At 39.4% G+C, this 15,657-nt stretch carries 12 protein-coding genes; 7 read left to right on the top strand and 5 right to left on the bottom strand.

Going from position 1 to position 15,657, the window contains the following annotated elements:
* Positions 1–118 precede the first annotated feature (118 nt).
* The 6 genes from ABD009_RS00100 (at position 119) to ABD009_RS00125 (ending at position 7,199) form a co-directional block, all read left to right on the top strand.
* Positions 119–2,986, top strand: coding sequence for a DNA translocase FtsK (locus ABD009_RS00100; protein WP_343821803.1), 2,868 nt, complete (start codon positions 119–121; stop codon positions 2,984–2,986).
* A complete protein-coding gene (lolA, locus tag ABD009_RS00105; RefSeq protein WP_343821806.1) occupies positions 2,987–3,673 on the top strand; it encodes an outer membrane lipoprotein periplasmic chaperone LolA in 687 nt (228 codons plus the stop codon).
* 107 nt (positions 3,674–3,780) lie between these two features.
* Positions 3,781–5,094 carry a replication-associated recombination protein A gene (locus tag ABD009_RS00110; RefSeq protein ID WP_343822428.1) on the top strand — a complete coding sequence of 438 codons (1,314 nt, stop codon included), beginning with the start codon at positions 3,781–3,783 and terminating at the stop codon, positions 5,092–5,094.
* A 3-nt stretch (positions 5,095–5,097) separates the two neighbouring features.
* The gene (gene crcB / locus ABD009_RS00115) at positions 5,098–5,472 is read left to right on the top strand and encodes a fluoride efflux transporter CrcB (RefSeq protein ID WP_155693564.1); all 375 of its coding nucleotides are present in this window, start codon (positions 5,098–5,100) and stop codon (positions 5,470–5,472) included.
* Positions 5,473–5,515: 43 nt separating this feature from the next.
* Entirely contained in the window at positions 5,516–6,829 is a 1,314-nt protein-coding gene (gene serS / locus ABD009_RS00120; protein WP_343821809.1) for a serine--tRNA ligase, read from the top strand.
* Between the two features lie 76 nt (positions 6,830–6,905).
* Positions 6,906–7,199 (top strand): DUF3301 domain-containing protein, encoded by a 294-nt coding sequence (locus ABD009_RS00125; protein WP_155693561.1) that lies wholly within the window; start codon positions 6,906–6,908, stop codon positions 7,197–7,199.
* Positions 7,200–7,361: 162 nt separating this feature from the next.
* Here the strand turns inward: ABD009_RS00125 and nadD are convergent, their stop codons facing one another.
* From nadD to leuS, 4 genes are all read right to left on the bottom strand, one after another.
* The gene (gene nadD, locus ABD009_RS00130; protein ID WP_343821812.1) at positions 7,362–7,985 is read right to left on the bottom strand and encodes a nicotinate (nicotinamide) nucleotide adenylyltransferase; all 624 of its coding nucleotides are present in this window, start codon (positions 7,983–7,985) and stop codon (positions 7,362–7,364) included.
* Positions 7,986–7,987: 2 nt separating this feature from the next.
* On the bottom strand, positions 7,988–9,040 hold the full coding sequence (gene holA, locus ABD009_RS00135; protein ID WP_343821815.1) for a DNA polymerase III subunit delta: 1,053 nt from the start codon (positions 9,038–9,040) through the stop codon (positions 7,988–7,990).
* Positions 9,041–9,052: 12 nt separating this feature from the next.
* Positions 9,053–9,535, bottom strand: coding sequence for an LPS-assembly lipoprotein LptE (locus tag ABD009_RS00140; protein ID WP_343821818.1), 483 nt, complete (start codon positions 9,533–9,535; stop codon positions 9,053–9,055).
* A 100-nt stretch (positions 9,536–9,635) separates the two neighbouring features.
* Complete coding sequence (leuS, locus tag ABD009_RS00145) at positions 9,636–12,224, bottom strand: leucine--tRNA ligase (RefSeq protein WP_343821821.1); 2,589 nt, start codon at positions 12,222–12,224, stop codon at positions 9,636–9,638.
* Between the two features lie 272 nt (positions 12,225–12,496).
* Here leuS and ABD009_RS00150 point away from each other — a divergent pair, with 272 nt between their 5' ends.
* Complete coding sequence (locus tag ABD009_RS00150) at positions 12,497–14,929, top strand: Lon protease family protein (protein WP_343821823.1); 2,433 nt, start codon at positions 12,497–12,499, stop codon at positions 14,927–14,929.
* A gap of 87 nt (positions 14,930–15,016) precedes the next feature.
* On the opposite strand, the gene ABD009_RS00155 is transcribed toward ABD009_RS00150, so the two are convergent.
* A complete protein-coding gene (locus ABD009_RS00155) occupies positions 15,017–15,622 on the bottom strand; it encodes a hypothetical protein (RefSeq protein ID WP_343821825.1) in 606 nt (201 codons plus the stop codon).
* Positions 15,623–15,657 lie beyond the last annotated feature (35 nt).

Below are 15,657 nucleotides of genomic sequence, written 5' to 3' on the forward strand. Positions count from 1 at the left end.
AAAAATAACACTTTTTAGAATAAAAACGCGATGAAAAAGTGTGAATAATTTGATAGATTAGACAGGCTCTTATCAATAACACTTTTCAATAATAACAAAGAGCCTGGAGAAGTAAGTTTTGACTGACCAACAACCGTCTTTTTTGAATGGATTTCAACGCCTTTTAGAAGTTGGCCTTATCGTGATGGGTGCAATTTCCATCTATATTTTAATTACCTTGTTTTCCTATGACCCGGCTGACCCAAGTTGGACAAAAACCGGTAATTACGAATTTATTAAAAACGCTGGTGGCGCATTTGGTGCGTGGCTTTCAGATATTTTGCTGTTTACCTTTGGTTGGTTAGCGTTTTTTGTTCCGGTAATATTGTCGGTGATCGGTTGGTTATTTTTCCGTAAGTTTCACGACTTGGTGGAAGTTGACTATTTAGCGTTAGGTTTAAGGCTAATTGGCTTTGTACTGTTTATTGTCGGTTTCTCAGCCATCTGTAGCATGAACTTTGACGATGTGTATTACTACTCATCAGGCGGTATTATTGGCGATGTAATTTCATTCTTACTTTCTCCATTACTTGGCTTCACTGGGGCAACATTACTGTTTTTAGTTGCCGTAATGGTCGGCTTTACGCTAATGACTGGCATTTCGTGGCTTCAAGTTATCGACGGAATTGGCAAATATAGTTGGTTAGGCGGTGAAAAAGCGCTTGCACTTGCTAAGTCCATGTTGGGTTTAACAGACCAAGCAGCAAACACAAGAACAAACACAAGAACAAACACAAGAACAAACAATGACTCTGCAGAGCTGCAATCTAAAGTATCTACAAACTCAGATAATAATCAGATTGATGATGCTACCACTACCACTACCACGGCCACGGCCACTAAAGCAGATCCGTTAGACAAAAAACGTGATGACTCTCTATTAGCTAATTTTTTCTCAGCAGCAGACTCTGCCAATAAGCACTCAGAAGAGCACCAAACCACAGCGCAAAAGAGTTCGAAACAAGACTCTCAGCCAAATTTATCGACAGCATCAAATTCGAGAGCGGAGATTACATCTCAACAAAGTGAGGTAGTGCCTGAATCAACACTATCTTCCACCTCTAAATCAATACCTAACATGTTAAAGAAGGTGTTTGATAAATCATCTAAGCCTGCACCAACAGCAGAGCGAACAGATAACACCGACAATCAGCGAAAGGACGTTTCATTTGATGATGATATGCCTTTTGAATTTGGTGATGAGCCTATGTCAGCAAGCAAAGCAGATGATGATATTGAAAGCTCTGATATTGAAGGCATAGACACACCAATGAGCTATAGCTCTATTGATGATGATTTGTCGGACGATGATATATTGGGCGCACTAGAAGGAATGCAGACACATAATGATACGCCAGTACGTGATACGAATGCATCTCAACAAACTGCTGGTGTTATAGTTCCACCACCTCAAGAAGAGAAACCACCAATTACTTTGCCTTCGCTGGAATTATTAGATCGCCCAGACAAAGTGGAAAATCCAGTTTCACAAGAAGAGCTTGAAGCTGTGTCGCGACTTGTTGAAGCAAAATTATTGGACTTCAACATACAAGCAGAAGTTGTAGGTGTTTATCCTGGCCCTGTTATTACAAGGTTCGAACTTGATTTAGCGCCAGGCATTAAGGTGAGCAAAATTTCAGGTCTTTCTAAAGATTTGGCTCGTTCTTTATCGGCAATGAGTGTTCGAGTAGTTGAAGTTATTCCTGGTAAGTCATATATCGGTTTAGAGATACCAAACAAGCATCGTCAGATAGTTAGGCTGTCTGAGGTAATGAGCAGTGATGTATTTGATAAGGCATCTTCACCATTAACTATGGTTCTTGGAAAAGACATAGGTGGCAAGGCAGTTGTTGTTGATTTAGCAAAAATGCCTCACTTGTTAGTAGCAGGTACAACCGGCTCAGGTAAGTCTGTTGGTGTGAACACTATGATTTTAAGTTTGCTTTATAAATCAACGCCGGAAGAAGTTCGTTTAATCATGATAGATCCAAAAATGCTGGAACTTTCTGTCTACGAAGGAATCCCACACTTATTATCAGAAGTTGTTACTGATATGAAAGAAGCCGCTAATGCATTGAGATGGTGTGTAGGCGAAATGGAACGTCGATACAAACTAATGTCGTCGTTAGGGGTAAGAAACCTTAAAGGCTATAACGCAAAAATAGATCAAGCTAGACAAGATGGTAAGCCAATTAGAGATCCATTGTGGCGCAGCACGGACAACATGCTTGAGATGCCTCCGGAACTAGATAGATTACCAGCCATCGTTGTAGTGATTGATGAGTTTGCTGACATGATGATGATTGTTGGCAAAAAAGTAGAAGAGTTAATTGCGAGAATCGCGCAAAAGGCGAGGGCGGCGGGAATACATTTAGTATTGGCGACACAAAGACCATCAGTTGATGTTATTACAGGTCTTATAAAGGCGAATATACCAACAAGAATGGCGTTCCAAGTATCTTCGAAAATTGACTCTCGTACTATTTTGGATCAGCAAGGGGCCGAGAATCTTTTAGGTATGGGTGACATGTTGTACTTACCGCCAGGTTCAGGAGTTCCAACAAGGGTACACGGAGCATTTGTGGATGATCATGAGGTTCACGCCGTTGTTAATGACTGGAAATCAAAAGCAAAACCAAACTACATAAAAGAAATACTAGAAGGTGAGATGACAGACGAGAACATGTTGCCAGGCGAAGCGGCTGAAATGGCTGAAGGTGAAGAAGCGGATCCTGTATTTGATGAAGCCGTTGCTTTTGTTACCGAAACTCGCAAGGTATCTATTTCTAGTATTCAAAGAAAGTTAAGAATTGGCTATAACCGCTCTGCACGAATTGTAGAGCAAATGGAATCAATGGGCATTGTCAGTCGAGCAGCCAATAATGGTACTCGTGAAGTATTAGCGCCACCGCCAGTGAAAGGCGAAGACCAACAGGAATTACTATAAATGATTAGAATAATCGGGGCGGCAACAATGATTGTGGCCATGAGTTTTGGTAATGCGGTATACGCAAATACCAACGATACGACCCAAGCTGTAAATGAAGTTTCAGCTGCATCATTAGAGCTACAAAATAAATTAAACGTGTTTGATGGTTATCAAGCAAACTTTAAGCAAGTAGTTACGGACATTGAGGCAAATATTATCCATCAAGCCGATGGTAAGTTAGTTTTTAAACAGCCAGGAAAGTTCATTTGGGAAGTAACCGCACCAGAAGAAGAACTGCTTATATCTAATGGACAATATGTGTGGTGGTATAACCCTTTTGTTGAGCAAGTTAGTATATTTGACGTTCAACAAGCCGTAACACAAACACCTTTTGCATTATTAGTTTCTAAAGACCCTTCAATTTGGAAGCAGTTCAGCATTAGCAAAGAAAACAATATTTACGTGATAACGCCGGTAGATTTATCACAGGCACAAGTTATCAAGCTTACGCTTACAATTATCGATAATGATTTAGAGAAAATAGTCATTACAAGTCGAAGTCAGCAAGTGAGTGAATATACTTTGAGTAATCAATCTAAATTTAAACCGCAGGAAGACATGTTTGAATTTGAGATGCCAGCGGGCATTGATGTTGATGATCAACGTTCAAAAGCTGAGGTTATTGACGGTAATGTTTCATATTAAACTTGGGTTAGTCACTTTAGTTAAAATCAGTACCCTTATTAGAAGGTAACGTTGTGAGCGGACAAAATTCACTAGGCTTTGACATAGACACTGACAACGGCGTTGCAATGAACCAAAATCATGGTCCTTTAGCGTCGCGGTTACGTCCAACCAATTTGACAGAATATGTAGGGCAACGCCATTTAGTCTCTGAGGGTAAAGCCATTTGGAAAATGGTTGAAGCAGGTCATTGCCACTCAATGATATTGTGGGGACCTCCAGGTACTGGCAAAACGACACTAGCAGAGATAATTGCTAAAGCCGCCAACGCCGATGTAGAAAAACTGTCTGCGATCAGTGCTGGTGTTAAAGATATTCGTATGACCATTGAGCGCGCTGAACACAGGCGACAGCAAAGCGGTAAAAAAACTGTCTTGTTTGTTGATGAAGTTCATCGCTTTAATAAAAGTCAGCAAGATGCGTTTTTACCCTATATTGAAGATGGTACCGTTACTTTTATTGGTGCCACAACTGAAAATCCTTCGTTTGAACTTAATAACGCTATTTTGTCTAGAGCGAGAGTCTATGTATTAAAGCATATCGAAGAAGACGACTTACAGTTGTTAATTGACAGAGCTTTAAAAGATAAGGACAAAGGTTTAGGAAAGTTAAACCTACACGTCACGCCTGAAAATAGAAAGTTGCTTATTAACCTGTGCAGCGGAGATGGCCGAAGACTGTTAAATTTCTTGGAAATATCAGCGGACCTTGTTGAAAATGATGGTGTTATTACAGCAGAAATTATTGAGCAAGCTACCGGTAACCAAATGGCGACGTTTGATAAGGGCGGTGATCATTTTTACGATTTAATAAGTGCCTTTCATAAGTCGGTTCGCGGTTCTAACCCAGATGGTGCTTTGTATTGGTACGCTAGAATATTAGCTGGTGGAGGAGATCCACTATATGTTGCCAGACGTTTACTTGCCATCGCGTCAGAAGATATTGGTAATGCAGACCCTAGAGCATTGCAAATAGGACTTAATGCCTGGGATGTATATCATCGTGTTGGCCCTGCAGAAGGTGAACGCGCCATCGCGCAGGCAGCCATATTTATGGCGACAGCCGCTAAAAGCAATGCAACCTACGTCGCGTTTAAAGCGGCCAAAGCACTAGCCAAAGAGTCAGGTAATGTTGCTGTGCCAAATCATTTGGTGAATGCGCCTACTGATTTAATGAAGAATATGGGCAAAGGGGATAGCTACCGATACGCACATGATGAAGACAATGCATATGCTGCGGGTGAGACGTATTTACCAGAGGAATTAGCCGGCGTAGAACTATATCAACCGACTAATCGTGGTTTAGAACAAAAAATATCTGAGAAACTAGATTATTTGAAGTCTCTAGATGCTGCATCTAACAATAAGAGGGAGCTTGATTAGTGTATGCATAATATTGTTTTTGTTGCCATTGGTGGAGCAATTGGCGCGTCAATGCGCTTCGGTATAAACGGACTTGTAATGGGTTGGCTAGGGAAAGGTTTTCCGTACGGCACATTAGTTGTGAATGTGATTGGATCATTTTTTATGGGGCTCTTATTTAGCCTTTTAGAACATGGTATAGTTTCGGATATTGCTTGGCGCTCATTTTTGAGTATCGGCTTATTTGGTGCTTTTACAACGTTCTCAACGTTTTCACTAGATACATTATTATTGTTGCAACAAGGCTTTTGGCAAAAGGCTGTGCTCAATATAATGCTTAATGTTTTTGTATGTATTGCAGCCGCGTGGATAGGTATGCAGATAGTCGCGTCAAAATAAACGAATTTGAATATTAGAATTTATAAATAGGTAAAATAAAGACATGTTAGATCCAAAGTTTCTCAGAAATGAAATTCAAGAAACAGCAGCCCGTTTGGCTACTCGTGGTTTTAAGTTAGATGTAGCGCGTTTAGAGGAATTAGAAACTCGACGTAAAAACCTACAGACAGCAACGCAAGAGTTGCAAAATGAGCGTAATGCAAAGTCCAAAAATATTGGCCAAGCAAAAGCACGTGGTGAAGATATTAAACCACTTTTAGATAGTGTTGCTGATTTAGGCGATAAACTAGACGCTGCTAAGTCTGAGTTACAAGTGTTGCTTAATGAAATTGATAGCATCGCGTTAGCAATTCCAAATTTACCAGCTGATGACGTACCAAGTGGCGCATCGGAAGATGATAATGTTGAAGTACTAAAATGGGGCGAGCCAAAATCGTTTGATTTTGAACCTAAAGATCATGTTGATTTAGGCGAGTCGTTAGCAAACGGTTTAGACTTTGCAATGGGCACAAAACTCAGCGGCGCAAGATTTACCGTAATGCGTGGCAAAATAGCACGCATGAACCGTGCATTATCTCAGTTTATGTTAGATCAACACACAGAAGAGCATGGTTATACAGAAACTTATGTACCTTATCTTGTAAACAATGAAAGCTTGCAGGGCACAGGTCAATTACCAAAGTTTGCGGAAGACTTGTTCCATACTCAGCCATTAACTGGTCAGTCTGATAATTTAGACGAGCAAGATGCACGTAAATTATCATTAATACCGACAGCAGAAGTACCGTTAACAAACTTCGCTAGAGATGTAATTTATGATGAGTCTGAGTTGCCAGTTAAATTAACTGCCCATACACCATGTTTCCGCTCTGAAGCTGGCTCTTATGGCCGAGATACACGTGGTCTAATTCGTCAGCACCAGTTTGACAAGGTAGAGTTAGTTCAAATAGTAAAACCTGAAGATTCAGCGCAAGCACTAGAAGAGTTGACGGGTCATGCAGAAACTATTCTTCAAAAATTAGAATTACCATACCGAAAAGTAGTACTTTGTACTGGAGACATGGGATTTGGTGCCACTAAGACTTATGATTTAGAAGTATGGTTGCCGGCACAAAATACTTATCGCGAAATATCCTCGTGTAGCAGCATGGGGGATTTCCAGTCTCGCCGTATGCAAGCTCGTTACCGTGCAAAAGGCGCTAAAAAACCTGACTTAGTTCATACATTAAACGGTTCAGGTTTAGCGGTTGGTAGAACATTAGTAGCAGTTCTTGAAAACTACCAAAATGAAGATGGTAGTATTACGGTTCCAGCTGCTCTAGTTCCATATATGGGTGGTATAACAAAGATAGGCTAGTAAGCCTGCTTTAGTTTATTAATATGTTTAGTAGAAGCGTGGTTACTGTAATCACGCTTTTTTATTGGAGATTAAGGTGTTCGATTTACAAACTGTTTGGTTGTTAATGCTGGTGGCTGGTGTTTTTGCTTTGTTTTGGCAGAGCAGAAAAATTGCTGAACGAGCAAGAGTTGTTGGAACGCAATATTGTAAAACGCATCATTTACAGTTGTTGTCTATCGCCATGTCAGATTGGAGTGTTTCAGTTAAAACAGGCTTAAAATTTACAGTTATGTTCGACTTAAATTACAGTGCCGATGGCTTAAGCGCTAAAAAAGGGGAGATACAGATTGTGAATGGTAAAGTTGAACAAATTAGTCACTGGTCATAGCTCGTATCCAAATTTATTAACCGAATAAACAATAACTGGAAAACCAAAAACCAATTATTAAATAATAATTAAATCAGCTAACAAACCGATCTAACTAAAGTTTTGATTTTATTATCGAATTCCCTTTTGTGAGCTTTTTGAAGTACAAGGGTAGTGTCTGGGCTATTCAGAGCACTCTATAACATAGCGTTTTGTAGACTCAGGCAAAAACGCTTCAATAGTTTCAATAGGTGCTTTTCCATTAATCACTTCTCTAATCATAGTTGATGACACTGGTACATCTTCACAACTAATAGTAAATACTCGACGACCTATTTGCTCGGTAATTTCTGGTGCCAAGTTTGAATCGTTCAAATTGAATCCAGGCCTGGTCATGACAACTAAGTAACAATTTTCTAATATTTCCTGCCACTTATACCATTGAGTAAAGCTCAATAACGAGTCAAGCCCCATTAAAAAACCAAGGTCATTATCGGGATATACAGTTTTAAAATGTAGGATTGTTTTTAATGAGTAAGATGGCTCTATGCTTCCCAACTCAAAGTCACTCACTTTTACTGGGAAAGGGAAGTTCGTCTCTCTGATAGCATCTACAGTCATATTCAATCTTTGCGTAGCACTGAGCTTAGGCGCCTTTTTATGAGGCGGAATATGGCAAGGAATGTAAAGGAGTTCTTTTATCGAGATGCTTTTTTTAAGGCTAATAACAGGCTTAATATGACCAAAGTGAATGGGGTTAAACGTTCCTCCGTATAACAGGACTAAGGGATTGTTTAAAAGTACCATTGTTATGCAATTTCACTATTAAACGGCATTTCAAACGAGCTTAGTGTTTCATAGCCATTTAACAGCAAGCAGATATGCGCAAACAACGTATAAGGGCAGTTAATAGCATAAAACTTTAACGCTTTATCAATATCAGATAACTGACTTAGCGCCTGATTAACTAAAGTAGGGTTTAATCTTTGGGCAACATTTAAGTAAGTGTTTTGTTTGTTTTTCCAAACTCTTGCAGAGTCAAAAATCTCTTGAGTGCTTTCTGAAAATATTTTCGCATTTTGTAATTTAGCTATTAAGTTCAAGTCCTTGGCCAAAGACCATAAGATAATATTAGGCTCAAAGTCTTCTAGCTTGAGTCGACCTAAAATGGATAAACACTGCTCTGGTTTATTACCCCAAATTGCATCGGTAAGCTGAAATACCGTAAACCTCGATTGATCGGATACCTGTTGCTCTAATATTTCAAGTGTTAACGTTGGTGAATTAGGATGAGATAACTTTAGTTTATCTAACTCCTGGGAGCAGGCTAACAGGTTTCCTGCAGTAAAGGCCAATAAAAAAGATTGAGCATCAGGTGTTAAGTTTAAACCTTTAACCGTCAATTGTTGTTGTAACCAACGCTGCAAATGCGGGCCTTCTATTTCATAAATTGGAATATAACAACCAACACTAGAAAGTGACTTAAACCAGGCTGATTTTGTTTGTGCAGCCTCTAACTTTGAGCCAAAAATAACTAATACGGTATCGTCACCTAGACTTTCAGATACTCGCTTTAAAGTATCCGATCCAGTTTTTCCGATTTTGTTTGATGTAAGTTCAAGCTCAATTAATTTAGTACTTGAGAATAGTGACATTGATTGAGTGTGTTCAATTAGATCATCCCATTCAAATTGGTCATCATCAGCGAGGCGAATAAACTCTTCAAAACCGAGGTGTTTAGCTTTTGACTTGATTAAATCTCTAGCCTCATTTGTTTGAAAGGGTTCGTCTCCAAAAATTAGATAGCAACTAGCTAAACCTTTTTTTAACTCTTGAGGTAATTGATTCGCATATATCTTCACAAGGCGCTGCTCTTACTTAATCATTATAAGCTGAGATAAGATCCGATCACTGGCAATAACTCTTAACTCTGAAAGTATTAGAGCTCGCTCTCTTTCTTTCGCTAACGCATTGTTTGGATCGTCTTGAAACTCTCTACTTAACTCAACTGTAAAGCGTTGAGGCTTTTTGTTTGGTAAGGTTACTTGATAACTGGCAAGGTATATAAGTTCGTATTCAGCAACTTGGCCATTTGGAAACAAAGATAATGTGCGTCGTTGAAATGATTCTGGTAGCACATTTAATTGAGCTTTATTGTCACTCAATGAATCTAAAATAACGACTTGGTTTTGTCTTAATCGCTTTTCAAGTTGGGTGCGAAGCGGACTAAAACGCTTGTCGGAAGTTACATATATCGATTTAAGAGAGTCGGGCAGGTAATATTGACCTTTAAGCTTAAATCCACAAGCTGTAATCAAAGACGACACTAAAAGTAGAGAAAATAGCTTAAATTTCATAACAGTCCATTACATATTTTGTTTAATTAGCTTACACAAACACTCACTAAGTAAGAGGAGAAGGCGACAGTAATCTGAACGCCTTCTTTCTAACTAATGATTAATTGGCAACAATGTTAAGTAATTTACCTTTTACAAAAATTACTTTACGAATTGTCTTGCCGTCTGTGAATTTCTTAACATTCTCTTCTTCTTGACCTGCGGTTTTGATGAAGTCTTCTGTTGCATCAGCAGCCACAGTAATTTTTGAACGAACCTTGCCGTTAACTTGAATAACAATTAACTTTTCATCTTCAACCATTGCAGATTCATCGGCTACTGGCCACTGAGCTTGTTCAACGTTATCACCGTTGCCAAGCGATGCCCAAAGTTCGTGACAAACGTGAGGCGTTATTGGCGTTAGCATAATGACAACTGCTTTGACTGCTTCATACATTACGGCTTTGTCTAAATCTGTAACTAACGGCGCTTTGTTAAGCTTATTCGTTAATTCCATAATAGCGGCAATGGCCGTATTGAATGTATTTCTGCGATCCAAGTCATCGGTGACTTTTGCAATTGTTTTGTGCAACTCTCTACGCAATGATTTTTGGTCGCTATTCAATTCAGTGACAGAGAATTCTTTAACAAGACCGCCATCAATCACGTCTTGCGTTAGTTTCCATACACGTTTAATGAAACGATGTGCGCCATCAACGCCAGAGTCAGACCATTCTAATGTTTGCTCAGGAGGGGCAGTAAACATCATAAATAAACGAACAGTATCAGCTCCCAATGTTTGGATTACAGACTCTGGGTCAATACCGTTGTTCTTAGACTTAGACATTTTTGACATGCCAGAAGAGATAACAGGCTGGCCGTCTTCTCTATGCCATGCTTTTGTTACGCGGCCTTTGTCGTCACGCTCAACGTCAATATCGGTAGGCGAGAACCAAACTTTACCGCCATTGCTGTCTTCACGGTAATATGTTTCTGCTAATACCATTCCCTGACATAATAACTTCTTAAACGGCTCATCAGACTCAACGAGGCCTACATCACGCATTAACTTATGGAAAAAACGTGCGTATAAAAGATGAAGAATAGCGTGTTCAATACCACCAATATATTGATCCACTGGTAACCAGTAATTAGCCTGAGTAGGGTCTAACATTTGATCATCAGACTGAGGTGAGCAGTAACGTGCGTAGTACCAAGACGATTCCATAAAGGTATCAAATGTATCGGTTTCACGTGTAGCAGGCATGCCATTTATTACTGTTTTAGCCCATTCAGGATCTGACTTAATAGGTGAAGCAGCGCCATCCATAACAACATCTTCAGGCAATACAACTGGAAGATCTTGCTCTGGAACAGGAACTGATGTGCCATCTTCCAATGTAGCCATAGGAATTGGAGCTCCCCAATAACGTTGACGAGAAACGCCCCAGTCACGTAAGCGATAATTAACCGTTTTCTTGCCCGCACCATTTTTTTCTAACAAGGCAACAATTTTTTCAAAAGCTGCATCAAACTCTAATCCGTCAAATTCGCCAGAGTTGATGAGTGACCCGCGCTCTGTAAACGCAGATTCCTTTAAGTTTGCTACATGGTCTTGATCAATTGGTGCAATAACTTGTTGGATTGGTAAGTTATACTTAGTAGCAAATTCCCAGTCACGTTGGTCATGACCAGGAACAGACATTACCGCACCTGTACCGTAGTTCATTAATACAAAGTTAGCTGCCCATACAGGCACGATTTCACCTGTTAATGGATGTACCGCGCGAATACCCGTATCAACGCCAAGTTTATCCATCGTTGCCATGTCGGCTTCAGCCACTGACTGGCTCTTACACTCTTCTACAAATTCAGCTAGCTTGCTATTTGTTTTAGCGGCTTCTAAAGCCATAGGATGTTGAGCTGCAACAGCAAGGTAAGTGACACCATACAAAGTGTCTGGGCGAGTAGTATAAACTTCAATTTTGCTCTCTGAACCGTCAACTTTAAAAGATACTTCTGCACCTTCCGAGCGACCTATCCAGTTTTTTTGCATCGCTTTTACTTGTTCTGGCCAACCTTCTAGCGCATCTAAGTCACTAATTAACTCTTCAGCGTAGTCAGTGATCTTGATGAACCATTGTGGGATTTCTTTTTGTTCTACTAGGGCACCTGAACGCCAACCACGACCGTCAATAACTTGCTCATTTGCAAGTACCGTTTGGTCAACTGGATCCCAGTTAACGGTTGCCGTTTTTTTATACACTAGGCCTTTTTCGTACAATTTAGTGAAAAACCATTGTTCCCAGCGGTAATACTCTGGGGTACAGGTTGCGAACTCTCTATCCCAGTCATAACCAAAACCAAGACTAGTTAATTGGTTTTTCATGTAATCAATGTTTTCGTAGGTCCACTTTGCTGGTGCCGTTTTATTATTAATGGCAGCATTCTCAGCTGGTAAACCAAATGCATCCCAACCCATTGGCTGCATTACATTTTTGCCTTGAAGGCGCTGGAAACGAGAAATTACATCACCAATGGTGTAGTTTCTTACGTGTCCCATATGCAGACGACCACTTGGATATGGCAACATTGATAAACAATAAAACTTCTCTTTATCGCTATCTTCAGTAACTTTAAATGTTTGATTCTCTTGCCAAAGTTTTTGAACTTTTTGCTCAATGTCGCGGTGGTTATATTCAGCTTGCATGGACTGCTCTCAGTAAAAGGTAAACGCAATGGCCTTAATAAAAGGCTATGTTACGAAAGTAACTTTGAAGCTTTTTTAAACGCTTCAAAACACTATGAAATTATTTTAAAAATTAGTCGCTAAGGATAACTAATTCAGCAACAAGCAACAAGCAACTTAGTGGAAATTATAGACGCTTCGGCAATTATTTTTGATGTTAATTAAGCAATGCGTTTTTTGGGATTTCCATATAGACTTAAGGTATTAAAAGTATTTATAAAATAATTGGATTTATGATCAAAAATAAAACGTTTCGTTTAGCAGCTGATTCGCTTTCTCCTAGCTTTGAAAGCGATAAAATAAATAAGATATTAGCGTCTGATATAAACGCTGAAGTTAACTTTATAGGCCAAGAACGAGCTAAACAAGCGTTAGAATTTGGTTTAGACATGTCCATGAAAGGCTACAATTTATTTGTGATGGGCGAACCTGCAACAGGTCGACACACGCTTATAAATGATCACATTAAAACCGTAGCAAAAGACAAACAAACGCCAAGTGAGTGGTGTTACGTAAATAACTTCGAGGATAATCGCTCACCTAGTGTTATTCGTTTATCTCCCGGTGATGGTAAAAAGCTCAAAACCGAAATTGAAACACTGATTGATGTTATTTTAGACACGTTCCCGGCAGCCTTTGATAACCCATCTTTTCAACGTAAATGGCGTAACATCGACAAGCATTTTAATAAAAAGTATCAAGACGCAATTGATTTTGTTGAGCAAAAAGCGCAGGCACAAAACGTACTGCTTTTTGAAGAAAAGGGCACAGTCAGTTTTGCTCCGGTAGTCAATGAAAAACCACTAAATGATACTGAGTTTAGCCAGCTAGAAGAAACTACAAAGCTTCAATTTTACAAAGTAATTGATGATTTAGAAAACGTCTTATCTGAGACATTACTAGAGCTACCGCAATGGAAGCGAGAAATGTTTGAAGCTAGGCGTACATTAACAAAACAAACGATAGAAAATGCGCTTAAACCGATTTTAAAAGACGTGGAGCATAAGTACGCCGCTGAGATTGGTGTTGTAAAGTTTGTGCGAGACATGCGTGAAACTTTGGTGGAAATAATTGAAGAGTATTTGTCGTCAGAAGCTGAAACTGAGCAAGACAAAGATCGTGATGAAATTGATGTTAAAAAAGTATTAGAAGAGCAGCTTTTACCAAACAGTATTACAAAACAAGAGCCACACAATGGCGCCCCTATTATTTACGAAGCTAACCCTACGTTTCAAAATGTATTTGGAAAAATTGAATACAGCTCAGTGCAAGGTTCGGTTTATACAAGTTACCAAATGGTTAGAGCGGGGGCATTACACAAAGCAAACGGCGGATATTTACTTATTGAAGCGGACAAGTTAATTCACCAACCTGCTGTTTGGGAAGCGTTAAAGCTCGCCCTTAAAAGCCATGAAATTAAAATGGAATCACCTGCAGGTGAAGCTAATATTGTTAACGCTTCGAGTTTAAACCCGCAACCTATTCCATTAGATATAAAGATAATATTAATGGGAAGTCGAGAGCTTTATTATTTAATGCAAGAATATGATAACGAGTTTAATGAACTTTTTAGAGTATTGGCGGACTTTGAACACTATATCGCGCTAAACGATAAAGCTTTGTATAGCTTTATTCAAAAAATAAAAATGTTTGCTCATGATCACGAAATGGTTTTAACCGCCAGCGCTGTTGAGCAGTTATTGCATTTCAGCTTCCGTCAGGCGGAGCACCAACATAAACTATCGGCTAGGTTTGCAGATGTACTTGAGTTAATAGGTGAAGCTCAGTTTTTTGCTCGTAAAGCGATAAACAAAAGCGAATTTGAGTCAAATGTATCGTCAACTTTAGTTATAGATAAAGAACATGTTACGCAAGCATTAGACGCTAAAGTCATTCGTTCTGGCCAAATCAGTGAATCATTTTTAGAAGATATTCAAGAAGGGCAGATTTTAATAGACACCGATGGTTTTCAAGTGGGTAAGTTAAATGGACTTACGGTTTTAGAAATTGGTGATACTGTTTTTGGTACGCCGGCTCGTATATCGGCCACTGTGTACGCAGGCTCTACGGGTGTTGTTGATATTGAGAGAGAAGTAGAGCTTGGCAAAGCAATACACTCAAAAGGCGTGATGCTACTAAGCGGATACCTTGGTAATAAATACGCGCAGGGTTTTGCTCTCTCGTTTTCAGCAAATATAGCCTTAGAACAGAGTTACGGCCATATTGACGGAGACAGTGCCAGCTTAGGTGAAGTGTGCACCTTATTATCTGCGATAACTCAAATTCCATTAAATCAAGGGATTGCTATTACCGGTTCGATAAACCAGCACGGGCAAGTCCAGTCCATAGGTGGCGTAAACGAAAAGATTGAGGGCTTTTTTAAGCTGTGTGAAGCCCGAGGTTTAACGGGAGACCAAGGCGTTATTATCCCCAAGACGAATTGTATTAATTTAGTGTTATCGGAGTCGGTTCAGTCAGCGGTTAAAGCGGGAACCTTTGCAATATATGCTGTTGAGAACGTTGATGATGCTATTACTATATTAACGGGTAAACAAGCTGGCGTAATGTCGTCTCGAGGTCGTTATCCTAGGGATACAGTAAACGGATTGGCTGCTCAACGCTTGAGGCATATTGCTGATATTGTGAATCATGAGTTTGGTGAGTAAATAAAAGAGTTATTAACTCACCTACATTTGCTCGGAAAAAATTTATATTTATATGATTTCTAAATTAATACGGATACTGTCAGAGCATTAAGACTCAGGAGGTTTACATTTAGTCTCTTCAGAGTCTTTTTCTTCTTCATCGCTAGTATCCGATTCGCTGCCATCAGAGGGTTGTTCACACTTATCTTTAGCTCTATTAAGTCCTAAACTTGCGACCATTCCGCTAACATCAAAACTTTCTATGCCTTCATCGTTAAATATGAAGGTTATTTGGGCCAAGCGGTTGTTAAAAAAGTAGTCTTTGTCATCAATCGACAGGATGTAGTCACCCTTTACTGGTTTTCTTAATATTTCTTTATAAAGTGAAATTTTATGTTCACCAAGTTGCCATGTAAACGACTTTAGTGGTTTGCTGTGGAACTCTTGAACCCATACAAAGTTATTGTCTTGCAGTAAAATTGCAATGCTGTACTTCTCTGGTTTGCCTGGTACTTTGTATTGATTCTCTCCAATAGTGAACTTCTGCAAATTACCATCATCAGAAATCCCCATTGGCATATTTTTTTCGTGTGTTTTCTTGTAGGGGTCGATAACAACCAACTTACCTTCTAGAAGAAAGCCATTAGAACTTTTATCTTCAGCCAATGCTGCTATTGAGTTTAAAAGAACAACAAAAATAAATAAATATTTCAATACTAACTCCTCAGGAAACAGACCCTACAATGGGT

This window comes from Psychrosphaera haliotis (genome assembly GCF_039523615.1).
GTDB classification, from domain to species: Bacteria; Pseudomonadota; Gammaproteobacteria; order Enterobacterales; family Alteromonadaceae; genus Psychrosphaera; species Psychrosphaera haliotis.

Coding starts and splice junctions, on each gene's coding strand:
- lolA (WP_343821806.1), top strand. CDS start 2,987: ATGATTAGAATAATCGGGGCGGCAACAATGATTGTGGCCATGAGTTTT.
- ABD009_RS00110 (WP_343822428.1), top strand. CDS start 3,781: ATGAACCAAAATCATGGTCCTTTAGCGTCGCGGTTACGTCCAACCAAT.
- crcB (WP_155693564.1), top strand. CDS start 5,098: ATGCATAATATTGTTTTTGTTGCCATTGGTGGAGCAATTGGCGCGTCA.
- serS (WP_343821809.1), top strand. CDS start 5,516: ATGTTAGATCCAAAGTTTCTCAGAAATGAAATTCAAGAAACAGCAGCC.
- nadD (WP_343821812.1), bottom strand. CDS start 7,985: ATGGTACTTTTAAACAATCCCTTAGTCCTGTTATACGGAGGAACGTTT.
- ABD009_RS00140 (WP_343821818.1), bottom strand. CDS start 9,535: ATGAAATTTAAGCTATTTTCTCTACTTTTAGTGTCGTCTTTGATTACA.
- leuS (WP_343821821.1), bottom strand. CDS start 12,224: ATGCAAGCTGAATATAACCACCGCGACATTGAGCAAAAAGTTCAAAAA.
- ABD009_RS00150 (WP_343821823.1), top strand. CDS start 12,497: ATGATCAAAAATAAAACGTTTCGTTTAGCAGCTGATTCGCTTTCTCCT.